The organism is Tenacibaculum aquaeponti (genome assembly GCF_052084715.1).
Taxonomy (GTDB): domain Bacteria; phylum Bacteroidota; class Bacteroidia; order Flavobacteriales; family Flavobacteriaceae; genus Polaribacter.
Map to the genome: position 1 here is coordinate 1591945 of NZ_CP197288.1, position 23437 is coordinate 1615381.

The window sequence follows — 23437 nt, forward strand, 5'->3', positions numbered from 1 at the left end:
TATTAATATGTTACCCTTATTATTTTTATCCCTTTTTGTAAGGCTTTTATTCAGACATAACAGATTCAATTCTTAAATAATCTCTTAAACTTGGGTCAACAAATCTCTTTTCACCAGTTTCTTTGATTTCTATTTTATTAAAATCATGATTTTTAAAAAACTGGCTATCAAATAAGTCGTGCACGTTAAATCCGAAAACATCCAATTCTCCAACTAAATGAATACACTCGTACTTATCAGTCAATTTTTGCTTTATAATTACATAATTTCCAATTGAGTTAAATAAAGAAGAATATCCAATACAATTGGCTTTTCCAAATTCAGAAACCAAATTCGGATCACTTGAAACCTTTTTAAATGTAAATTTTAGTTTTTCACTCGTTATTCTATTACTCAATGCAATTATTTCTTCAATACTCAGTTTTTTTCCTTCTATTTGGTTATCAATTTCATTAATCAAATTTTGGTTCGTCAAAGTAATACTGTTTCGAACTTCAATTTTTGAATAATTAACAAAAGTTCGATATAGAAATCCACGAAACAAGACTAAGAGAATAATTAAAATTCCGAAATATTTGATAATTTTCTTAAATCGATTCATTTTTATAATGACTTACATTTTCTTTTTCACACTACAAGTAAATTGATTATAGTGAAAATATTATTATACAACCCAAGTTTTACTGAAACAGACCTACAACACTCATAAAAAACCACTTACAAGCAATAGAACACAAAATAAATTAAATTTCTATTTAGCTAAACACTTTGAATTTTCATAAGATTAATGAATTAATCATTACAGGTTGCGCAACTGATTTCTGTGTAGAATCTACGATTCAATCGGCACTTACAAAAGATTATCATATTACTGTAATTGAAGATGGACATACAACTGGAGAAAGACCTCAACTAACTGCTAAACAAGTAATAGATCATTACAATTGGGTTTGGAAAAATATGATTCCAACAAAAGGAAAAATTCAAATAAAGAAAACAGAGGCATTAACAACAATATTTCAAAGTATATAATTGAGAATTAAAACATCTTGTTATAACAATAATTCAATACATTTATACAAATAAGCTTCGAAACAAAACAACCAATAAAACTATGAGAATATTAATTTTAGCTTTAGTCTTAATATCCAATCTTGGATTTTCACAAAATAAACGCACGGACTTAAACTTTACTACTAAATATTTTGATGCTGTTGATAAATGGGTGGCATTTCCTAATAAAGATATCGATTCTTCTTTTGCTTATGGATTTATTTATTTGGACAACCAAGCTGGTTTCACTTTCAATTATGAAGATCGATTTAAAATTGAAAACGGAACTTTAAAAAAAGTAGGAAATAACTTACAAACTGGTGCTGTAAAATATCGCATCGATACAAATGCTAATCCGGTTTCAATTTTAACAAAAGAACAAATTGAAGATTTGAATTTACCTGATACACCAGAATGGTTATCGGTTTATAAACAAGGATCTGAAAACGTTGGTTATTTAAAAAACGAAGGATACCATTATAATCATGCTGGAGCTTGTGAACGCGCTTTATTACCTTTATTAAAAGCCTATAAAATAAAGCCTCATTTCGAAGGTCTTGAGTTTGAATTATCTTACGCTTACAATCATTTGAAACAGTACAAAAAAGCAATTCCTATTTTAGATAAAGCAATTAAAAACAATCCTAAAAACTTCTATTTTTATAGAGAATTAGGTTTTTCTTATGTCAATCTTGATCAAGTAAAAAAAGCTGAAGAAATATATTTAAAAGGAATTTCAGCATCAGATAACGATTTTGAAAAAAGTGAAATGGCTATAAATATGGCACAAGCTTTTTTTAAATTAAAAAATAGAACAAAGTTTGATGAATGGGCTAAGCTGACAAAAAAGTATGCTAAAAAAGACTCGAATTATATGCAATACATCGAGTATTTTGAAAAGAATTGGGATAAGAATTAAAATTACTTTTTCTAATGACTAAACTAAATGTTGCTCATTTTTTAGGAGTTTATCAAATGAGGAAAAAGATGCATGAAGATGGAATAAATAACCCTAGTGAAGAATTCAAAAAGTTCACTAGAGATTTCGTCGAAAAATTATCTAAAATGCCAATGGAAGAAAAAATGAGTTGTAAAAATGGTTCATTTTTCGATTCTAAAGGAAATGTTATTGCAAAACTGCCTTTAAAATAAAATGATTTATCATCTTTCAGTTGAAACTAAAACTGTAATTTGTTGGTTTATTAAAGTTTAATTCATGAAAATAGTTTGTATTTCAGATACGCACGGACTTCACAAATCGGTATCATTACCAAAAGGTGACATGATTATTCATGCTGGTGATGTAAGCAACCGTGGAGAAAAGCATGAAGTTCTAGATTTTCTGAATTGGTTTAAAGCGCTTGATTTTAAACACAAAATATTTATCGCTGGTAATCATGATTTTTTCTTTGAAAAAGCGAGTCCTGAAGAAATTGAAGAACTTATACCTTCCAGTATTATTTATCTTAATGATTCTGGTATAACTATCGAAGGAATCAATATTTGGGGATCGCCTATCCAACCTTGGTTTTACGATTGGGCTTTTAACCGACAAAGAGGTGAAGAAATTCAAAAACACTGGGATAAAATTCCAGAAGAAACAGATATTTTAATAACTCACGGTCCTGCCTACGGAGTTCTTGATTTAACCAATAAAGATGAAACAGTCGGCTGTGAAAACTTACTGAACACAATTAAAAAAATTAAACCTAAAGTTCATTTAGCTGGACATATACATGAAGCTTACGGAACTACTAAAAAATTTGGTGTAAATTTTATTAATGCCAGTATACTAAACATTAGATATGAAGTTACAAATGCACCAATAACAATCGAATATTAAATTATTATGAATAGAATTACAGTTTTTTGCGGTTCAAGTTTTGGAACCGATACTGAATTTAAAATTCAAGCAAGAAAGCTTGGTAATCAATTAGCTCTTGAAAACATCGAACTTGTTTACGGCGGAGCAAATGTTGGATTAATGGGTGAAGTAGCCAACGGAACTTTAGAAAACAAAGGAAAAGTAATTGGCGTTTTACCTAAGTTTTTAGCAACAAAAGAAATTGCGCATACCGAATTAACTCAGCTTATTTTGGTGGAATCTATGCACGAAAGAAAAACAAAGATGAATGATCTTTGCGACGGAGTAATTGCTTTACCTGGTGGTTTTGGAACTCTAGAAGAACTTTTTGAAATGTTAACTTGGGGGCAATTAGGTCTTCATAAAAAACCTATCGGAATACTTAATAGTAACGGATATTACAATGAGCTTATCTCTTTTTTAGATACTATGGTTACAAAAGGGCTTTTAAAAGAAGTAAATAGAAATATGGTTTTAGTTAGTAATGATGTTGATGATCTACTTAGCAAAATGAAAACTTATAAAGCTCCAACAGTAGAAAAATGGATTACGAAAAAAACACTTTAAAAAAATCAACAAAAGAAAAACAGCGAACATTATTATTGGGGTGATCAATGCAGCGGATGGCATTTAGTAAAGTCTAAAAATTTAAGCATTATTGAAGAACTCATGCCTCCGAATACTAAAGAACAAAAACATCATCACAAAAAAGCGCAGCAGTTCTTTAGAATTTTAAAAGGAATAGCAACTTTTGAAATTGAAAGTTCCATTATTATAGTTGAAAGTGGAGAGGGAATTCATATACCGGCAAACGTAAAACATAGAATTTTGAATCAACAAAATAAAAATTTAGAATTCATCGTAATCTCTCAACCAACAACTCGTGGAGATCGCTATAATGAAGTGGATTAAAAATAAATATGTATGTTTGAAAAATAAAAATTGATAAAATAAGTCAAATTTGTGTCAAACTTATTTCAGGACGAGACATAAATATAATATAAATTGTAGCGTAAGATTTACGAATCTTAAATATTGAAATTGAAAAAAATAGAAAAACATATAAAATTTCTTATTTCCTTCCTTCTGATTTTCAGTCTGACGGTAACAGAATGTTCTTCTATATCTACTCCAAATAATAATCCTAGTTATTTTCAAATTTCTTTCGCAAAAAAGCAAAAGAAATTAACTTATGAATATGCTAAATACAATACTAATAATAAGCAATTATTAGTAGATTATTTCCTTGAAAAATTTCTTATTTATCTTAATTTCAAAGAGATTCATAACTTTTCAACTAAGAAGATTTTAGATGTACAACATTTTGAATTTCTAAAAATTAGTCATGCAATTTATAAGCAAACTTTTCTAATCAAAAAGTTTATATCTAACCATCAAATTTCAAGTTTATACATAGCATAGCAGACTTCTAGTTTCTATGCAATATGCAATCTCATTGCATCGGTGATAAAATAAATTTCTAACCTTTTATCCTGAAAAAATGTATAACTCAAAAAATAAAAAAAACGTAAGAAAAAACAATTCATTAATTCATCGAATTAAAAGAAGAATAGCTTTAATTATAACTGCATTCATGTTAGGCATGGCTAACGCTATGCACGATGAGGATAAAATGATTTATGGAAATAAACACAGAATTGAACAAAAAAAGAAAGATTAACACATCTCAATAATAATTAATAATATCTATTTTAATTACTTTTATATTTCTAAAACCTACTGAATGAATATTTCTTTCAAACTAATTATACCTCAACAAATAAATTCTGTTTTAAAGCTATTTAAAGAAACAGCTGAAAAGATTCATCAAAAGAATATAAATCACTGGCAATACTGGAAAAACCCACCTATTGAAAAAATTAATTGGGTGAAAGAAGGAATTCAAAATAAAGAATTCTTTTTCATTGAAAATGGAGATGAAAATATGGGAATGGTTAGAATTATGACTAAAGATATTTTGTATTGGGGTGAACAAGAAGCTCCTGCTAAATACATTCACTCATTAGTAATTAGAGAAAAATATAATGGTAAAGGATTAGGTGCTATAATTATTCAACAAATTAGTGATCAAGCTAAAAAAGAAAACTATAATTACCTCCGTTTAGATGCTGATAGTAATAATAGTAAACTCTGTAGTTATTATGAAAATTTAGGTTTCAAAAATGTAGGAACTAAAAAAGTGGCCTTATCTACAAATACTCTTTATGAAAAACACTTGATTTAAATGATAAAAAGCTAATTAAAAAACTGTAACAAGCTAAAAATTAAAGCGTCATACAAAAAACATTAATTGCTAGACTATGACTTCTGCTAACGAAAAAACTTCTAATTATCGCTATTTCCTTTTTGACTTAATTATTTACCTGAGTGTAATGTTCTTGATAAGAGAAATATACTTTGAAAAAGTTAGTTTTATTGTTAATGGATTATTCTGGAGTTTTTCTACTTTGGCAATCGCTATTTGGCGAATGAGAGTTCGTAATATTTCTTGGTCTGACATAGGACTTAAAAAACCTGAAAGTATTCAAAAAACTATTTTCGTTACCATTGGTATTTTAATTAGCATTGTAATATCTATAATGGTTTTTGAACTTATTAAAGATCATCTTCCATTTTCTATTGAAGAAAAAAACTATGGTGAAAATTCCGCTTCCAAATTTGGAAATTTGAAAGGAAACTGGGTACTATTTTTTACGATTATTCCAGCTGTATTAGTGGAATCTATGCTAGAAGAGTTATTAGACCGAGGTTTTTTAATTAATTGGTTCGAACGTTTATTTTCAAAAACTACTGTAACTACAATTTTAGCCGTTCTTCTTCAAGCATTAATTTTTGGCTTCAGACATTCTTATGACATATCAGATCGATCTATAAGAGTAGCTATAATTGGGTTGATAATGGGAATTGCTTATGTTAAGTTCGGAAGAAATTTATGGCCTTTAATTATTGCACATTGTATTTTAAATACTATGTCGATGATAGACAGGGTAGGTTAATTTAAACTGAAATTGTTATGTAATAAACAAAGCTTTAGTAAAAAAACTAATCTTAGTATTTTTATCAAAAAATTCAACTAAAAATGAATAATCCTATAGTTATACTTTGTGCTATCATTCTAATTTATTTTGTAATTGCTACATTTTTAAAAAATAAAAAAAAGCATCGACGAAAATACTCTTTAGGTTTACAATCTGCTGAAGAAATTGAAAATTGGATAAAAAACAAAAGCTATGATAAAATAGAAAATCATATTCGAAATCAAGCATTGAATGATATTACTCAAATCGTAGATCATTTAGCTTTATCGCTTAATGAAGAAGATATTACAACTTGGCATACTAGTGAGGATACCGATTTTTCTAAACTTACTTTAGGTGTTTTTTACTTACACTTAGCTTGGATTGCTAGAAGTCATAAATTAGCTAAAGATGTTTCTGAAAAAAATGCAGAAAGTTTTTTCGAATATTTAATAGAAGCTAAAGAAATCTTTAGTGAAATTCCTGAAAACTCATTTTTTACTCCAGAATTAAACGCTAGAGAAATTCGCTTATATATGAGTTTAAACAATAGTCATTCTGCAACCAATGCTTTTCATAAAGTTTCAAAAAGTAATCCAGAATTAATTTGGCCTTATTTACATTATACAGAATTCATTCAGCCAAAATGGGGTGGTGATGTAGAAGATTTATTAAATTTTTATGAAAATTTACCAGATCATTTCTTAATTCGATCTATAGTAGAACTAAAATTTATTATGGATTCAATTATTATGGATGATAACTATTTCAAAAAATACAATGCTAATGTTTACAATTTTGCTCATGATAAAGTAATAGCTATAGATAAAGAATTTGACAGCACAAATGTTACCTCTGTTCATAAATACATTTTATTTAATTACATGGAAGCAGTTTGTGAACAATTAAATCTTAATAAGCTTCAAAAAAAGTACAAACGTTTAATGGACAATAATTATACGATTTTTCCATACGGCTTAATTCAATAAGTATTTTTTCAGAAGTATTACTTAAACATAAGTAACTCTCAGGTTTATCATTTTAATTACATTTACAATCCTAAAAAGAAAGCATAGTTATAGTGAGTTTATTTAACTATATCAAAAGAAAATTAAAGAAGAAATCGATAAAGAAAACTTTTAAAGAATACGGTTATGAAATAAAAGATTTTCTTGTATCTCCTTTGGATCATATTCAATATGCACAATGGTTACATCCTTTAGAAAAACCTAAAAAGATTTCGATAGAAAATATTAACTTTTATAAATCTATCACAACTAAAAACAGTTTTATTATAGATATTGGTGCTCATACCGGAGATACAACAATTCCTATGAGTTTAGCCGTTGGTAAACAAGGAAAAGTTTTAGCTATAGAACCTAATCCTTATGTATTTAAAATTTTAAAAAAGAATACTGAACTCAATCCTCAATTAACAACCATAATTCCCGAATGTTTTGCTGTTACAGAAAAAGAAGGCACATTCGTTTTTAACTATAGTGATGCTTCTTTTTGTAATGGCGGTTTTTTGTCTCAGATACAGAAAAAAGAACACAAACATAACTATACATTAGAAGTTAAAGGAAAAAATCTATACAATTATTTAACCCAAAAATATACTACTGAACTTCAACAATTAAGTCTAATCAAAATTGATGCAGAAGGTTACGACAAAGAAATTTTAAAAACTATTCCAGATATTTTAAATACCTATAAACCTGCATTAATGGTAGAATGTTATCGATATTTAGATAGAGAAGAAAGAGACGATCTTTTTAATACTTTATCTAATCATGGTTATCTTATTTTCTCTATCGAGAATTTTGAATCTTTAGATACTTTAAAAGAAATTAAAAGAGAAGATATGATGTACAAAAAACATTTTGAGATTCTTGCTTTACATCAAACTAAAAAAGATCACTATAAATTTCTGAATTAAATTACTTAAAAAGTGACTCTACATAAAAATCATACATTAAACTCTACTGATAAATTAACGCTTTTAGCTAAAGAATTCAATATTCATTCTTGGAATGAATTAACCTCGTTTATTGCAAATTTACCCTATGGTAGAAATGAAAATAGACATGATTTTTCTTTAGTTTTATCTGAAAAAAAAGGAAGTTGTAGTTCTAAACATGCACTTTTAAAAGCTTTAGCAGATGTAAATCAGATTCCTAATGTTAGTTTGATCCTAGGAATTTATAAAATGAATCATAAAAATACTCCTGGTATTGGAAATGTATTAGCAGAAAATAATCTAGACTTTGTACCTGAAGCACACTGTTATTTATCTATACAAGAAAAACGTTTTGATTTCACATCTAGCTCATCTTCAATTACAAGGATTGAGAATGATATTCTTTCAGAAATTGAAATTACTCCAAATCAAGTTGCAGAATACAAAGTTCAGTTTCATAAAGAGTATATGAAAAACTGGGTTAAAAAGAATAATATACCTTTTGATTTTGAAACCGTTTGGAAAATACGAGAACAATGTATTTATAATTTATCTCAGTAATTAATTATATTTATCATAATTAAACTGTTATGGAAATAATTATTACAAAAGGAAGAGATCGAAATACCTTAACATGTCAAAGAGAAAATAAGACTTTTACAAGCTATAATTTAGGTCCGAATCTTCCAAATCATGATATAGCTCATTATGTCATCGAAAAAAAGTTTCAATTCAATAAAGGTTTTTACGGTAATATAAAATCAGGAATGTCTATTGAAGAATTATCTGATAAAGAAATTATTAAAAACTTAGAGCAAGAAGCTTTATTAGCTGAAATCATGACAAGAAATTTACAAGCTATCGGTTCTGGTGCCGCTAAAATTGATGACTATATTTCTTTAGTTACTTGGGAAGCAAATAATTTAAATAATGTTCAAATACCTGAATTAAATCTTAAAATCATTGAAGAGTTAAAAATAGAATTTGATCATTTATGTACTCAATGGGAAGCCATTTCTGAAGGAGATCAATTGAAATTATTTTTTTGAAACAGTAATTTAATTTCAACAATACAGTTTTTTAATATCATTTCTCATCTAAAAAACAATAACATAAACACTTGTTTCAGAAAGTAAAAGTTACAACATAACATTTTTGAAAAAACTAATTCCCCAATAATTAAAATAAAACTATAAACTTACTTTGGTAAAAATTCTAATTTGTTTTTTGATTTTTGAATCTCTTCTTGATTCAATTTCATTTTGATATACTTTCCTTCTAAATATTTCTGTGCTTGATCTTTATAATAAGGACTAAATCTATTTCCACTCTGTCCTGTTGGTAAGATTGAAATACTATTTTCAATATCTGAAAAATCAATAACTCTTCGAGTTGATGGACCTCCAATTACTTTATATATACCTGAAGCATTTAACCTAAAAATATGATTATTAATTACCTCGTTTCCTCCATTAGTTTCAAATGGACCAACATTAAAAAACTCACGTAATAAACCTCCAGCTTTTCCTATAGGATGTTTATGTTCTACAGATAAAACTCGTTTCCATTTCCAAGTATTAAGATCTGTTCCTAATTGTTTCTCTAAAAAGGCAACCGCTTCTTTTAACGATGCTGTTACAATCTGTTTCTTATCTTCTTTTATTTCTTTTGTATTTATGTTATCCCACCAAACCGAAGCTTCTCTATTCATCTGAATAGCAATCATTTTCTTTTGTAATGGTGCGCCGTCTAAAAACTGTAAAAAAGCTTTTTCTCCTAATTCATCTTCATATGTGTTTTCTAAAAACTGATAAATAAACTTTGTATAAATTGTTGGAGCCACACTTTCTTTATAATAATTACCATCCCAAGCTGTTAAAAATTGAACCGCTTCTTTTTCTTTGGTATTTAAATCGTTTTCAGAAATACTTTTTAATGCTTTATGAATAACTTCTTTAACAACTAGAGAGTTAACATTATTCATCATTCTTGATACGTCTTCTTTTGTAAATTTCTCTTTTTCTTCAATATAAGTTACAATACGTTTTGCTCTATCTTCAGGTAAATAATATCCTGGATATAATTTTCCTGCTACAGAATCTGGCTGATTATTTGCAGAATATACATAACCCCAATCTGGATTTATTGCTTGCGGATTTTCTCCAAAATTCAAGAAATTAATAATCTCGTCTTTTCCTGTAGTTCCATCTAAATAAACTTTGGTATTTAAACTATCTCTAAACTGATATAATTTAGCGGCTCCAAACCAAGCGACGTTATCTTTTGCATCTCCGTACATTACATTTAAACCTGGAGCATGAATTTTAGAAACTCCTCTTTTAAATTCACTTAAAGAATTCGCATGAGACATTTCGTAACACACATCTAACAACTGATTAGGTAAATGTGTATAAATCCACTTCATTGCTATTGGACGTTCATCTTGAATTTGTTCTACAATATCATTCATGATAGGTCCATGTTGACTTACTCTAACTTGAAAAGTACTATCCTTCTCTTCCTTAACTTTTATTGTTCTTGAATACGTTTTGTAATTTTTATATCCATCAACAGTTTTATATTGATTTTGATTCTCCGGATGATCTTTTTCTATATAAAAATCAACATCATCATTTTCTAACATTGTTAATCCGTAAGCAAAATTTCTATTATGTCCTAACAAAGGAAAAGGAGTTAATGCTAAATTGAATCCATACAATTCAAAGTCAGGTGTTTTAATATGACTTTGATACCATACAGAAGGTTGAGAAAAGTTAATGTGTGGGTCGTTAGCAAAAATAACTTTCCCATTTTTAGTTTTCTTCGGTCCTAAAACCCATGAATTACTTCCTATAAAACTAGGCACAGGTAACTTTTCATAAATTTTATTAATTGCCGCAGTCATTTGAGCTTGTACAACTGGTTTTCTCGCATTTTTTATTAACTGACCATGTTCCGTTTGAATGCCTAGTTCAGCCAAATAATCAACTCCTAAATTCTGTTTAATTTCATTTAATAACGGATCTGTTTTATGTGCTGCAGCGAAACTAAAAGCCATGTAGCCAAAAACATTATACATGTCTTTTAATGTATATTCTTCTTTTTCAACACCCACTAAATGAAATTCTAACGGAGTAGTTCCTTCTTTTATAAATTGATTAATTCCTTTTAAATAAGCTAATGCTAATTGATAAGCTTTAGAATTCTTATCTAAATTATGAATCGTTTTAACTGCAGCTTCTTCAATACCTAAACTTCCAAAAAACTTATCTGCTCTTATTAATTCTTTGCCAAAAATTTCACTTAATCGTCCAGCAGCAATTCTTCGAATAACTTCCATTTGCCATAATCGATCTTGAGCATGTACATAACCAAAAACTTGGTAAGCATCTTCTTGATTCTGAGCGTTAATGTGAGGTACTCCTGCTTCATCATAAAATACAGTTACTTTGTCTTTTAAACCTTCAACAGAAACTTCTCCTTGGTAAGTAGGTTTTTGAAGATTACTAAAAATAAAATACCCTAAAACAAGTAAGGATGTGATTATTAAAAGAAAAAAAACAAGTTTTTTAAGTACTTTCATTTGTGCTAGTTTTTTATCAAATATAAAGGTTTTAAATTTGTACTTTTGAATACATAAACAAACGTCTAGATGAAAAAAATTCAAATGGTTGACTTACAAAGTCAGTATCAAAAAATTAAAGATATTGTAGATACTTCAATTCAAGAAGTATTAAATTCTTCAGCTTATGTGAATGGTCCTTATGTAAAAGAATTTCAAGCTGACTTAGAAAAATATCTTGACGTTAAACACGTAATTCCTTGTGCAAACGGAACTGATGCGCTACAAATTGCAATGATGGGACTTGGATTACAACCAGGGGACGAAGTTATCACTGCTGATTTCACCTTTGCTGCAACAGTAGAAGTTATTGGTTTATTAAACTTAACTCCTGTTCTAGTTGACGTTGAACCAGATTCTTTCAATATAGACATTGAAGCACTAAAAAAAGCAATTACTCCTAAAACAAAAGCTATTGTTCCTGTACATTTATTTGGACAAGTAGCGAACATGGAAGCTATTTTAGAAATTGCCAAAGAACATAATTTATTTGTTATTGAAGATAACGCTCAAGCGATTGGAGCTAATTATACTTTTAAAGACGGAACAAAGCAAAAAGCTGGTACTATAGGTGATGTTGGTACAACTTCTTTTTTCCCATCTAAAAACTTAGGTTGTTATGGTGACGGAGGTGCAATATTTACAAATGATGACGATTTAGCTCATATCATCAGAGGAATTGTAAATCATGGAATGTACAAACGTTATTATCATGATGTGGTTGGTGTAAACTCTCGTTTAGACAGTATTCAAGCGGCTGTTTTAAAAGCTAAACTTCCAAATTTAGATGCGTATTGCAACGCAAGGAGAGATGCTGCTAGATATTATAACAATGCGTTTGCTAGTAATGAAAATATCATCACCCCTACCTCTTCATCTTGTGGAAGTATCTGTGATACATGCGATTGTCATGTTTTTCATCAATATACTTTACAAATTACAAATGGAAAAAGAAATGAATTACATCAGCATTTGTTAGATAATAATATTCCAAATGCAATTTATTATCCTGTCCCATTACACAAGCAAAAAGCATATGCAGACGAACGCTATAATGAAGAAGATTTCACGGTAACAAATAAATTAATAGATACAGTTATTTCGCTTCCTATGCATACAGAATTAGATGAAGAACAATTAGCATTCATCACAAAAACTGTAAACGATTTTCTAAAATAAAATGAAAAAGATTCTTGTTACTGGCGGCTTAGGTTTTATAGGTTCCCATACTGCTGTTGAATTACAAAATTCAGGCTTTGATGTTATTATAATCGATGATTTATCGAATGCCAGAATAGAAGTATTAGAAAATATCGGAAAAATCACAGGTAAAGTTCCAGAGTTTTTTCAACTAGATCTAAAAAAGAAAGCAGAAGTAACAGATTTTTTTGAGAAAGTTCATGTAGATGGTATTATCCATTTTGCTGCTTACAAAGCAGTTGGGGAAAGTGTACAAAAACCTTTAGATTATTACGAGAATAATATTGGTAGTTTGGTATACATTCTTCAGGAAATGAGAGATAGAAATTTAAATAATTTCATTTTTAGTTCTTCTTGTACAGTATATGGACAAGCAGATGAACTACCAATAACTGAAAATGCTCCAATTAAACCTGCAGAATCTCCTTACGGAAATACCAAACAGGTTGGAGAAGAAATTATACAAGATAGTTGTAAAGCAAATGGCTTAAATGCCATTGCTTTACGATATTTCAATCCGATTGGTGCTCATGAAAGCGCTAAAATTGGAGAGCTTCCTTTAGGTGTTCCTCAAAATTTAATTCCATATGTAACACAAACTGCCGCTGGAATTAGAGAACAATTATCAATTTTTGGTGATGATTATGATACTCCTGATGGAACTGCCATTCGCGATTATATTCATGTTGTTGATTTAGCTAAAGCACACATTGCTGCTTTAAATCGTTTACTACATCAGAAAAATGAAACAGCTTTTGAAGTCTTTAATGTAGGAACAGGAAAAGGTAGTTCTGTTTTAGAAATTGTTAAAGCTTTTGAGAAAGCTACCAATCAAAATTTAAACTACAAAATAGTTGAGCGTAGAGCTGGAGATATTACAGCGGCTTATGCCGACACAAATATTGCTAACGAGAAACTGAATTGGAAAACAGAGAAAAGTTTAGAAGAAGCTCTGTTATCTGCTTGGAAATGGCAGAATACTCAATCTTAAAATTTAGAGAAAATATTAAACTTTTGTTAACTAGTTTGTTATTTCTAACCAATTGTTTAGTTTTGTAAAGTAAATGGCCCGAAAAAAAGAATACATAGAATCTGAAGTAATCGATAAAGCAATGGAACTATTCTGGAAGAATGGTTACGAAACTACTTCTATGCAAATGCTTGAGAAACAAATGGGCATTAATAAATTTTCTATTTATTCTAGTTTCGGAAGTAAGAAAGGTGTTTTTCTAGAATGTGTGAAATCTTATAGAAAAAAGCTTTTAGCTATTACAGATAAATTAAAAGATTCAAATAATGGTATCGTAGGAATCAAAGAATATTTCTATGATTTTTTAGAATTTGCAAAAGATAATAATGACTTTATAAAAGGATGTTTAGTTACCAATGCTGCTAATGAACTAAACGAAGATTCTGATCCGGTAATTAAAAATCAATTATCAAACTTCACTAAAGAAATAAGAAGTTTATTCGAAAATAATATTCGACAAGAAACTGGTTTTACCGAAGTACAAATTCAAGAACAGTCAGATTATTATATTGTTTCTATGTTCGGTTTATCTTCAGCTTCTAGAGTATTTAATAGACACCAATTAGACATTTTTATAGAAAACATTTTTAACAACACATAATTTTTTTAACCAATAACTAACCGATTGTTTAGTTATAAAAATCAATTTTAATATGAGTACATTAACTGTTCACACTATCGAAACTGCTCCTGAAAAAAGTAAAGGACAATTAGAAGAATCTGTAAAAGCATTTGGTATGTTACCAAACTTACATGGTGTATTAGCAGAATCTCCTGCTATTTTAGAAGGATATAAAACATTACACCATTTATTCTCTACACAAACAGCTTTTGACGCTGAAGAATTAACTGTAGTTTGGCAAACTATAAATGTAGAGCATGAATGTCATTATTGTGTTCCAGCACATACAGCTATTGCACATATGATGAAAGTTAATCCTGAATTAATAGATTCGTTAAGAAATAAAAGTGCTATGCCGAATGCTAAATTACAAGCATTATACGATACAACACTTATTATCTTAAGAAACAGAGGAAACATCTCTAAACCAGAATTAGATAAATTTTATGAAGCTGGTTATACGGAAAGACATGTTTTAGAAATTATCTTAGGACTTTCACAAAAAGTAATTAGTAATTATGTAAACCATATTGCAAATACTGAAGTAGATGAACCTTTTAAAAAATTCATGTAGATAAAAAAACTTGATTAGCAATAAAAAGAGACGATTAATAATAATCGTCTCTTAAACTTTTAACAAACTTTAGGGAATTTAGCCCATACTTCATTTTGTATCTTTAAGCCTTAATTTAGAAATGTAATCATGATAAAAAAATTAACTTGGGGATTCCTATTTTGCATTTTAATAGGCTGCACTTCTTCTGAACAAAAGCCTCAAAAAGTCGATTTAAAAATAGATTATGAGAAAATAACATTAGATAATGGTTTAGATGTTATTTTTCATGTAGACAAATCTGATCCTGTTGTTGCCGTAGAACTTATGGTTCATGTTGGTTCTGCAAGAGAAATAGAAGGTAGAACTGGTTTTGCTCACCTTTTTGAACACTTATTATTCTTAGAATCGGAAAATTTAGGTAAAGGTGGACTTGATAAAATGAGTGCACGAATTGGTGGTTCTGGTGCTAATGGATCTACTTCAAGGGATAGAACAAATTATTTGCAAACTGTTCCAAGCGATGCTTTAGAAAAAATGATTTGGGCAGAAGCTGATAAATTAGGCTGGTTTATTAATACAGTTACAGATCCTGTTTTAGCGAAAGAAAAACAAGTTGTAAAAAACGAAAAAAGACAAAGTGTTGATAATAGACCTTATGGACATAGACAGTATGTAATTGGAAAGAATTTGTATCCAAAAGATCATCCATACAATTGGCAAGTTATTGGTTCTTTAGAAGATTTACAGAATGCTACTTTACAAGATGTAAAAAACTTCTTTAAAAAATGGTATGTTCCTAATAATGCTACCTTAGTTTTATCTGGTGATTTAGATGTTACTCAAGCTAAAAAATGGGTTCATAAATATTTTGATGAAATTCCTAAAGGTGAAACAATTGCTCCGATTCAAAAAAGACCTGGAATTGTTAAGGAAACTAAACATTTAGTTTATGAAGATAATTTTGCTCGTTTACCAGAATTAACGTTAACATGGCCAACTGTAGAACAATACCATGAAGATGCATATGCTTTAGATATTTTAGCCGACTATTTAAGTAATGGAAAAAAAGCTCCTTTAAATAAAGTTTTGGTTGATGATTTAAAATTAACATCAGGAACAACAATGTTCAATTTCAATTCTGAAATTGCAGGCCAAACTCAATTGATTGTTAGAGCTTTCTCTAACACAAAATTAAATAAAGTTCAAAAAGGAATTTATACAGCATTTGCTGATTTTGAACAAAATGGAATTCCTCAAAAAGATTTAGATCGTATTAAAGCTGGTTTAGAAACAGATTTTTATAACAGTTTATCTAGCGTTCTTGGTAAAGGTTCTCGTTTAGCTTCTTACAATACATATACCGGAGATCCAGGATATGTGACGAAAGAATTGAATGAAACATTAGCTGTTACTACTGCAGATGTAATGGCTGTTTACAACAAATATATAAAAGACAAAAACTATATCGCTACTAGTTTTGTTCCAAAAACTCAACAAGAATTAGCTTTATCAAACTCGGTAGAAGCTAATGTAATTGAAGAAAAAATAGTTACCGGTGCAGAAGAATCATTCGATTCATCAATAGCAGCAACTTATGAAAAAACACCTTCATCTTTTGATCGTTCTATTGAGCCTCCATATGGAAAAGCTCCAGAATCAAAAACTCCAAATGTTTGGAAAGATGAATTAAAAAACGGATTAAAAGTATTTGGAATTCAAAGTGATGAAGTTCCATTAGTACAATTTAATTTTGTTATTGAAGGTGGACAATTACTTGAAAATATGGACAAATTAGGTGTTGCAAATTTAACAGCTAGTTTATTAGAAAAAGGAACTAAAAATAAAGATGTAAGTCAGTTAGAAGATGAATTAGCTCAATTAGGAGCATCTGTAAGTATTTTTGCTACTAAAAACAACATTCGAGTTTTTGGTAATACCTTAAAACGTAATTACAAGCAAACATTAGCTTTAGTTCAAGAAATGCTTTTGGAACCAAGATGGGATGAAGCTGAATTCGAGTTATTAAAAAAAGGTGCAATTACAAATTTAAGATCACAAGAAGCTAGTCCGACTTCAATAGCTTCTAATCAATATAATGCACTTATTTATGGAAAAGATAATATCCGATCTAAAAATGTATTAGGAGATGTAAAATCTGTTGAGTCTATTACAATCGATGATTTAAAAGCCTATTACAATAATTTCTTTTCTCCTTCAATAACTACAATGCATGTAGTTGGTGATATTGATAAAGAAAATATTATGGCTTCTTTACAAGAACTTGATACAAACTGGGCTGCTAAAGAAGTTACTATTCCAAGTTTTAAAACTCCTGAAGCTCCTGAAAAATCTACAGTATATTTCTATGATATTCCAAATGCTAAGCAATCTCAATTACGTTTTGGAGCACCAGCTTTAGCTTTTAATGATGCGGATTATTATCCTGCTACTGTTATGAATTATATTTTAGGTGGTGGTGGATTTGCTTCTCAATTAACACAACAATTACGAGAAGGAAAAGGATACACTTACGGAGTAAGATCTGGTTTTTCTGGAGGAAAAGATAAAGGTGCATTTACTATTGGTAGTGGAGTTCGCAGTAATGTTACTTTAGAAGCTTCTCAATTAGTAAAGCAAATTTTAGAAAACTATGCTCAAAATTATTCTGAAAAAGATTTAGCTACAACTAAAGGTTTCTTAATTAAAAGTAATGCGAGAGCTTTTGAAACTATGGGAGCTAAACTGAGAATGTTAGAAAATATTAGCACATATAATTTAACTAATAATTATATGAAGGATAGAGAAAAAATAGTTTCTGAAATGACTATTCCTAGAATTCAAGAATTAGCAAATCAATATGTAGATCCGAATAAAATGATTTGGTTAGTTGTTGGAGATGCAGAAACACAACTAAAAAGAATGAAAGAATTAGGTTTTGGAGAACCTGTGCTTTTAAATAAACTTGAAGAAAAAGTAAAACAGTAACAATAAAAAAAGGCTGATTAAAATTAGTTTCAATCGTCATTCTGAATTTATTTAAGAATCTCACTCAAAAGTAATCGTACGATTATAATGAGAACCTGAAACAAGTTCAGGTCGACGCAAATTAAATTTTTAATCAGCCTTATTTTTTATTATTCTCCGAAGCTTGCTCCACTAGCAGCTACACTTCTATCAATCTTACGCATTAAACCTTGTAAAACTTTTCCAGGACCAACTTCAATCACTTCAGTTGCTCCATCGGCAATCATTGCTTGAACACACTGTGTCCATTTTACAGGTGCAGTCAATTGCGCAATTAAATTTTCTTTAATCTCGTTAGGATCTGTAATTGCTTTTGCAGCTACGTTTTGATACACTGGGCAATTTGGTGTATTAAAAGTAGTTTCTTCGATAGCCTTTGCTAACTCTTCTCTAGCTGGCTCCATAAGTGGCGAATGAAAAGCTCCACCAACCGGTAATACTAAAGCTCTTTTAGCTCCTTTTTCTTTTAAAACCTCACAAGCCTTATTAATAGCTTCGATTTCTCCAGAAATTACTAATTGTCCAGGACAATTATAATTTGCAGCTACTACTACTCCATCAATAGATTCGCAAACTTCTTCTACAACTGTATCTTCTAAACCTAAAACAGCAGCCATAGTAGATTCTTGAGCTTCACAAGCTTTTTGCATTGCTAAAGCTCTTTTAGAAACTAAAGTTAAACCATCTTCAAAAGATAATACACCATTTGCAACTAAAGCAGATAATTCTCCTAAAGAATGTCCTGCAACCATATCAGGTTTAAACTCTTCACCTAATACTTTAGCAAGAATAACTGAATGTAAAAATATAGCTGGTTGAGTTACTTTCGTTTGTTTTAATTCATCCGCACTACCTTCAAACATTACGTCGGTAATACTAAAACCTAAAATAGAATTTGCTTTTTCGAAAAGCTCTTGAGCGATAGGTGATTTTTCATATAAATCTAAACCCATTCCTGTAAATTGTGCTCCTTGTCCAGGAAAAACATATGCCTTCATAAATTTCTTTTTGTCATTTGTTTTATAATGCAAACATAATCAATTTTAATTTTGTTATTTTCGCTATATGACTGAGAAAAACAAACTACTTGCTCAAAATATATTTTTAATTTTAGCAGCCTTGTTTATTGCTTCGTTAGTAGCTTCAAATTTAATTTTTCAAAAATTCTTTTATTGGTATCCTTTCGAGTTAGAAGTATTTGGTGTAAAATTATTTGAAGTTTCTGTCGGTTTATTACCTTATCCTATTACTTTTTTAATCACTGATATTTTATCTGAAGTGTATGGAAAGAAAAAAGCCAACCAGGTTGTTATTGCTGGAATTTTCGCATCTCTATTTTCTTTATTAATAATTTATGTTGGAAAATGGACTTCTGCTACTCCATGGTCTCCTGTAAATGATAACACTTTTAACCTTGTATTTGGAGCAGCTCCATTGGCTGTTTTAGCTTCTATGTTAGCTTATTTATTTGCTCAATTCGTTGACATTAGAGTTTATCATTTTTGGAAAAACTATACTAATGGTAAACATTTATGGCTAAGAAATAATTTTTCAACTTTTTCTTCTCAATTTATAGACACTATAACGGTACTTATATTACTTTGTTCTTTCGGAATTATTCCTTGGGAAAAGTTTTTAGGTTTACTAATTAGTGGCGTTGTTTTTAAAGTATTAATAGCTGCTTTAGACACCCCTATTTTATATGGAGTTGTATATTATTTCAGAAAACAATTTAATTTAGCTCCAGGTCAAGAAATAACCGATATTTAAATTTAAAAAATAGTGAATAAATTTTTTTATCATTTTTTAAGAGATAAACTAAGTCTCAATCATAATCTAGCAACTTATTTTAATGTATTTTTTAATCTATTATTTATTGCTGTATTAGGTTATGTATTTTTTAAAATATTACGATACTATGGTAGTAAATTCATAAAAAAGCTTGCTAATAAAACGAAAACTGAATTTGATGATATACTTATTAAAAATTCATTTTTTTTAAATTTTGCTCGTGTATTAGTACTACTTATTACCTATGGAAGTTTACAATATATATTAATCGATTTTCCTCATTTTTTAGAATATTCTAAACGATTTGTAAATCTTTTAATTGTATTAAGTTTTGTTTCTCTAGTTAAAAGTATACTTCAAAGTATAAAAGATTTCTTAAGAACACTCGATGCTTTTAAAGACAAACCTTTAGAAAGTTATGTACAAATATTCATGATTCTTTTATGGATTATAGCTTTTGTAGTTTCTTTTTCTATCATTACAGGAAAACCTTTATTACGTTTCTTTACTGCTCTGGGAGCTTTTTCTGCTGTATTACTTTTAATTTTTAAAGATACAATTCTTGGTTTTGTCGCTAGTATTCAAATCTCTGTTTACGATACTGTTCGTCTTCAAGATTGGATTACTATGGAAAAATTTGGTGCTGATGGAAATGTGATTGAAATCAATTTAACTTCAGTAATTGTGAAGAATTTTGATAATACAATTACAAGTATTCCTACCTACTCTTTAATTTCTGACTCTTTTAAAAACTGGAGAGCAATGAATCACTCTGGTGGAAGACGAATAAAAAGAGCTATTCAAATTAAAATTAATAGCATTCATTTTCTTTCTGAAAGTGAAATTGAACACTTCAAAAAAATTGAATTAATTAAAGATTATGTTACTGAAAAATCAAATGAGGTTAACCTTTACAACTCATCTAATAATATTGACAAGTCTTTATTAATTAATGGAAGAAACTTAACTAACTTCGGAATGTTTAGAAAGTATATTGATATGTATTTAAAAAATCATCCGAAAATAAATCAAGATTTACTCTTTATGAGTAGACAGTTAGCTCCAACTTCTAATGGAGTTCCTTTGGAAATATATGCTTTTAGTAGTGAAAAAGAATGGATTATTTATGAACGAATTATGGCCGATATTTTTGACCATATATTCGCAAGTGTTTCTTTCTTTGATTTAGAAGTTTATGAAAACCCTTCTAGCCTAGATATTACCAATTTGAAAATTAATTCTGATGAAAAGTAATTCAAATTCTTTACATCAGCTCGCCCTTCGAAAATTCAAAAAAAACAAACTGGGGGTTTTTAGTTTAAGTTATATTATTTTTTGTGGATTTATAGCTATATTTTGCTACGTTCTAGCTCCTGACAATTCTAATTCAGCAAATCAAATGCATTTAGAAATTCATTCAAAACCTCCTGGTTTTAATGTTTTAATGCTTAAAATACCTAATCAACAACAAGAAAAAACATCTTGGTTAAACACACTAATACAAGGACATAAAAATAATTTCAAAGAATTACCAATTTCATCTTACACTATAGATAATAATACTTTAAAAGTTATAAAATACTCAGATCAACTTCAAAAATCTTATCCTTTATCTATCTTTAATAACGAGCCTAAAAAGTTCATCAGTACAAATACTTTTGTATTTGGAACAGATAAATACGGAAGAGACTTATTAAGTCGAATACTAATTGGTACTAGAATATCCTTTTTTATTGGTTTTATCGCCGTTTTTATCTCTTTGACTATAGGAATACCAATAGGTGCAATTGCTGGCTACTACGGTCAAAAAATAGATGCATTTGTTATGTGGGTTATAAATGTAACATGGTCAATTCCTACATTACTTTTAGTAGTTGCTTTTATTTTAGTTATGGGAAAAGGCTATTGGCAAGTTTTTATTGCTGTAGGTTTAACCATGTGGGTTGAAGTAGCTAGAATAGTTCGTGGACAAATAATTAGCGCAAAACAAGAACAATATGTAGAAGCTGCTAAAGCTTTAGGTTTTTCTAATTTTAGAATTATTTTCAAACACATTCTTCCTAATATTATGGCTCCTATTATTGTTATTTCAGCAGCTAACTTTGCCGCTGCTATTTTAATAGAAAGCGGGTTAAGTTTCTTAGGTATTGGTGCACAACCTCCTACACCATCTTGGGGAGCAATAATTAAAAATCATTACAATTACATTATATTAGGAAAACCCTATTTAGCGTTAATTCCAGGATTCGCAATTATGAGTTTAGTTATGGCTTTTATGTTGCTAGGAAATGCATTACGTGATGCATTGGATGTAAAAAGTTAAGTTTGTAATTTAGCTCGTACAAATTAAAACATACACATGAGCTTTATTGTAAACTTTACAACTAAATGGGCAGATTTTGATGCCAACATTCACATGAGACATACAGCATATAATGATTATGCTGCTGAATCTAGATTGCGTTATTTTAACCAGTATGGAATAACAATTCATGATTTCACAAAAGAGAAAGTAGGCCCAATCTTATTTGAAGAAAACACAAGGTTTTTAAAAGAGATACATTTAGGAGAGGATATTTCTGTGAATTTGAAGATTACAGGACTTTCAGATAAAGGTGAACGATGGAAAATTCAACATGAAGTATTTAATAGCAATGGAAAACTTTCCGCTGTAATTAATGTTTATGGAGCTTGGTTAGATTTAGAAAAAAGAAAACTAACAGTTCCTCCAGTAAAATTCCAAGAAATTTTTAGTGAAGCAGAAAGAACAGAAGATTTTAAAGAAATTCCATTAAAAAGTGAAGCGTAAAAAAGATATTTTTAGTGTTTTATTAATTATAATTGTTGCTATAGCATATTATTACACTGAAAAAAAGGAAAAACATAAATTTGAAGAAAGTGTTTCTATTGAAGAGAACAACACTAAAAACAATACAGATTTCAAGTATTTGCCTAGCTCTACAACTGGACAAATTATTCATCATAACGGATATTCATTCTCTTACAGTGAAAAACATGAACAAGCAGAATGGGTTGCATATTCTTTGGATAAAAGAGATATTGCATACACTAATTTTAAAAGACCTTTTTTTATTCAAGATCCTAAGGTAAAAACCAAATCTGCAGATTGGAGAAATTATAAGAAATCTGGTTATGATAAAGGACATTTATGTCCTGCTGGTGATAGAAAAACTTCTAAAAAATTATTTACCGAGACATTTTACACATCAAATATTTCTCCCCAAAAACATGATTTCAACGCTGGCATTTGGAATAGATTAGAACAAAAAGTTCGCTACTGGTCTAAAAAATACAAGCATATATATGTTATAACTGGTGGACTTCTTAATGATACTCTTACAAAAACTATAGGTAAAGAAAATGTAACCATTCCTAATTCTTTTTATAAGGTAATTTTAGATTATACTGAACCTGAAATTAAAGCAATTGCATTTTTAATTCCTCATAAAGAAACTTCTAAACCTTTATATAGTTTTGTAATCTCTATTGATGAATTAGAAGAAAAAACAGGAATTGATTTTTTTCCTGAATTACCCGACAAAATTGAAAAACAATTAGAAAGTAATACTAATTATAAAAAATGGTCTTTTAGATAAACAAAAAGGATTCGCAATTGCGAATCCTTTTTGTTTATCTAAAATTATAAAAAATATAAT

27 protein-coding genes are annotated in these 23437 nt (G+C 29.0%); 24 read left to right on the forward strand and 3 right to left on the reverse strand.

The genetic code is table 11. The features are described 5' to 3' along the window. Positions 1-46: 46 nt before the first annotated feature. The gene (locus ACSIGC_RS07000; RefSeq protein WP_442267415.1) at positions 47-475 is read right to left on the reverse strand and encodes a hypothetical protein; all 429 of its coding nucleotides are present in this window, start codon (positions 473-475) and stop codon (positions 47-49) included. A 293-nt stretch (positions 476-768) separates the two neighbouring features. Here ACSIGC_RS07000 and ACSIGC_RS07005 point away from each other — a divergent pair, with 293 nt between their 5' ends. The 14 genes from ACSIGC_RS07005 (at position 769) to ACSIGC_RS07070 (ending at position 8964) form a co-directional block, all read left to right on the forward strand. Further along, on the forward strand, positions 769-1032 hold the full coding sequence (locus ACSIGC_RS07005) for a cysteine hydrolase family protein (RefSeq protein WP_442267416.1): 264 nt from the start codon (positions 769-771) through the stop codon (positions 1030-1032). 82 nt (positions 1033-1114) lie between these two features. After that, positions 1115-1972, forward strand: a complete 858-nt coding sequence (locus ACSIGC_RS07010) for a tetratricopeptide repeat protein (protein ID WP_442267417.1) — start codon at positions 1115-1117, stop codon at positions 1970-1972. A 14-nt stretch (positions 1973-1986) separates the two neighbouring features. After that, positions 1987-2205, forward strand: coding sequence for a hypothetical protein (locus tag ACSIGC_RS07015; protein ID WP_442267418.1), 219 nt, complete (start codon positions 1987-1989; stop codon positions 2203-2205). Between the two features lie 64 nt (positions 2206-2269). Continuing rightward, positions 2270-2896: a metallophosphatase domain-containing protein gene (locus ACSIGC_RS07020; RefSeq protein ID WP_442267419.1), complete on the forward strand. Its 627-nt coding sequence runs from the start codon at positions 2270-2272 to the stop codon at positions 2894-2896. Between the two features lie 6 nt (positions 2897-2902). After that, on the forward strand, positions 2903-3484 hold the full coding sequence (locus ACSIGC_RS07025; protein WP_442267420.1) for a TIGR00730 family Rossman fold protein: 582 nt from the start codon (positions 2903-2905) through the stop codon (positions 3482-3484). 102 nt (positions 3485-3586) lie between these two features. Next, positions 3587-3829: a cupin domain-containing protein gene (locus ACSIGC_RS07030; protein ID WP_442267421.1), complete on the forward strand. Its 243-nt coding sequence runs from the start codon at positions 3587-3589 to the stop codon at positions 3827-3829. A gap of 129 nt (positions 3830-3958) precedes the next feature. Beyond that, entirely contained in the window at positions 3959-4339 is a 381-nt protein-coding gene (locus ACSIGC_RS07035; RefSeq protein ID WP_442267422.1) for a hypothetical protein, read from the forward strand. A 79-nt stretch (positions 4340-4418) separates the two neighbouring features. Further along, positions 4419-4598, forward strand: coding sequence for a hypothetical protein (locus ACSIGC_RS07040; RefSeq protein ID WP_442267423.1), 180 nt, complete (start codon positions 4419-4421; stop codon positions 4596-4598). A gap of 63 nt (positions 4599-4661) precedes the next feature. Then, complete coding sequence (locus tag ACSIGC_RS07045; RefSeq protein ID WP_442267424.1) at positions 4662-5162, forward strand: GNAT family N-acetyltransferase; 501 nt, start codon at positions 4662-4664, stop codon at positions 5160-5162. A gap of 76 nt (positions 5163-5238) precedes the next feature. Beyond that, on the forward strand, positions 5239-5934 hold the full coding sequence (locus tag ACSIGC_RS07050) for a CPBP family intramembrane glutamic endopeptidase (RefSeq protein ID WP_442267425.1): 696 nt from the start codon (positions 5239-5241) through the stop codon (positions 5932-5934). A gap of 83 nt (positions 5935-6017) precedes the next feature. Further along, the gene (locus tag ACSIGC_RS07055) at positions 6018-6944 is read left to right on the forward strand and encodes a hypothetical protein (RefSeq protein WP_442267426.1); all 927 of its coding nucleotides are present in this window, start codon (positions 6018-6020) and stop codon (positions 6942-6944) included. Positions 6945-7036: 92 nt separating this feature from the next. Then, positions 7037-7894: an FkbM family methyltransferase gene (locus ACSIGC_RS07060; protein ID WP_442267427.1), complete on the forward strand. Its 858-nt coding sequence runs from the start codon at positions 7037-7039 to the stop codon at positions 7892-7894. Positions 7895-7906: 12 nt separating this feature from the next. After that, positions 7907-8476, forward strand: a complete 570-nt coding sequence (locus tag ACSIGC_RS07065) for a hypothetical protein (RefSeq protein ID WP_442267428.1) — start codon at positions 7907-7909, stop codon at positions 8474-8476. A gap of 29 nt (positions 8477-8505) precedes the next feature. Then, complete coding sequence (locus ACSIGC_RS07070) at positions 8506-8964, forward strand: hypothetical protein (protein WP_442267429.1); 459 nt, start codon at positions 8506-8508, stop codon at positions 8962-8964. A 149-nt stretch (positions 8965-9113) separates the two neighbouring features. Here the strand turns inward: ACSIGC_RS07070 and ACSIGC_RS07075 are convergent, their stop codons facing one another. Then, a complete protein-coding gene (locus ACSIGC_RS07075) occupies positions 9114-11498 on the reverse strand; it encodes a penicillin acylase family protein (RefSeq protein WP_442267430.1) in 2385 nt (794 codons plus the stop codon). Positions 11499-11567: 69 nt separating this feature from the next. On the opposite strand from ACSIGC_RS07075, the gene ACSIGC_RS07080 reads away from it, so the two are divergent. The 5 genes from ACSIGC_RS07080 to ACSIGC_RS07100 all read left to right on the forward strand — a co-directional run bounded on the left by ACSIGC_RS07080 (position 11568) and on the right by ACSIGC_RS07100 (position 17930). Then, positions 11568-12716 carry a DegT/DnrJ/EryC1/StrS family aminotransferase gene (locus tag ACSIGC_RS07080; protein ID WP_442267431.1) on the forward strand — a complete coding sequence of 383 codons (1149 nt, stop codon included), beginning with the start codon at positions 11568-11570 and terminating at the stop codon, positions 12714-12716. Between the two features lies 1 nt (position 12717). Then, complete coding sequence (gene galE, locus ACSIGC_RS07085; RefSeq protein ID WP_442267432.1) at positions 12718-13728, forward strand: UDP-glucose 4-epimerase GalE; 1011 nt, start codon at positions 12718-12720, stop codon at positions 13726-13728. A 73-nt stretch (positions 13729-13801) separates the two neighbouring features. After that, on the forward strand, positions 13802-14368 hold the full coding sequence (locus ACSIGC_RS07090) for a TetR/AcrR family transcriptional regulator (protein ID WP_442267433.1): 567 nt from the start codon (positions 13802-13804) through the stop codon (positions 14366-14368). 52 nt (positions 14369-14420) lie between these two features. Beyond that, positions 14421-14963: a carboxymuconolactone decarboxylase family protein gene (locus ACSIGC_RS07095; RefSeq protein WP_442267434.1), complete on the forward strand. Its 543-nt coding sequence runs from the start codon at positions 14421-14423 to the stop codon at positions 14961-14963. 129 nt (positions 14964-15092) lie between these two features. Beyond that, on the forward strand, positions 15093-17930 hold the full coding sequence (locus ACSIGC_RS07100; RefSeq protein WP_442267435.1) for a M16 family metallopeptidase: 2838 nt from the start codon (positions 15093-15095) through the stop codon (positions 17928-17930). Between the two features lie 149 nt (positions 17931-18079). Here ACSIGC_RS07100 and fabD read toward each other — a convergent pair whose 3' ends face one another. Continuing rightward, positions 18080-18967, reverse strand: coding sequence for an ACP S-malonyltransferase (gene fabD, locus ACSIGC_RS07105; RefSeq protein ID WP_442267436.1), 888 nt, complete (start codon positions 18965-18967; stop codon positions 18080-18082). A 67-nt stretch (positions 18968-19034) separates the two neighbouring features. On the opposite strand from fabD, the gene ACSIGC_RS07110 reads away from it, so the two are divergent. The 5 genes from ACSIGC_RS07110 to ACSIGC_RS07130 are packed head-to-tail and all read left to right on the forward strand — an operon-like array spanning position 19035 to position 23377. Beyond that, on the forward strand, positions 19035-19739 hold the full coding sequence (locus tag ACSIGC_RS07110) for a queuosine precursor transporter (RefSeq protein ID WP_442267437.1): 705 nt from the start codon (positions 19035-19037) through the stop codon (positions 19737-19739). Between the two features lie 12 nt (positions 19740-19751). Continuing rightward, positions 19752-21014, forward strand: coding sequence for a mechanosensitive ion channel family protein (locus tag ACSIGC_RS07115; protein ID WP_442267438.1), 1263 nt, complete (start codon positions 19752-19754; stop codon positions 21012-21014). After that, positions 21004-22083, forward strand: coding sequence for an ABC transporter permease (locus ACSIGC_RS07120; protein ID WP_442267439.1), 1080 nt, complete (start codon positions 21004-21006; stop codon positions 22081-22083). Before ACSIGC_RS07115 ends, ACSIGC_RS07120 begins: the two co-directional genes overlap by 11 nt. 36 nt (positions 22084-22119) lie before the next feature. Further along, positions 22120-22569 carry an acyl-CoA thioesterase gene (locus ACSIGC_RS07125; protein ID WP_442267440.1) on the forward strand — a complete coding sequence of 150 codons (450 nt, stop codon included), beginning with the start codon at positions 22120-22122 and terminating at the stop codon, positions 22567-22569. After that, the gene (locus ACSIGC_RS07130; protein ID WP_442267441.1) at positions 22559-23377 is read left to right on the forward strand and encodes a DNA/RNA non-specific endonuclease; all 819 of its coding nucleotides are present in this window, start codon (positions 22559-22561) and stop codon (positions 23375-23377) included. The genes ACSIGC_RS07125 and ACSIGC_RS07130 overlap by 11 nt, the downstream gene beginning before the upstream one ends. Positions 23378-23437: the final 60 nt, after the last annotated feature.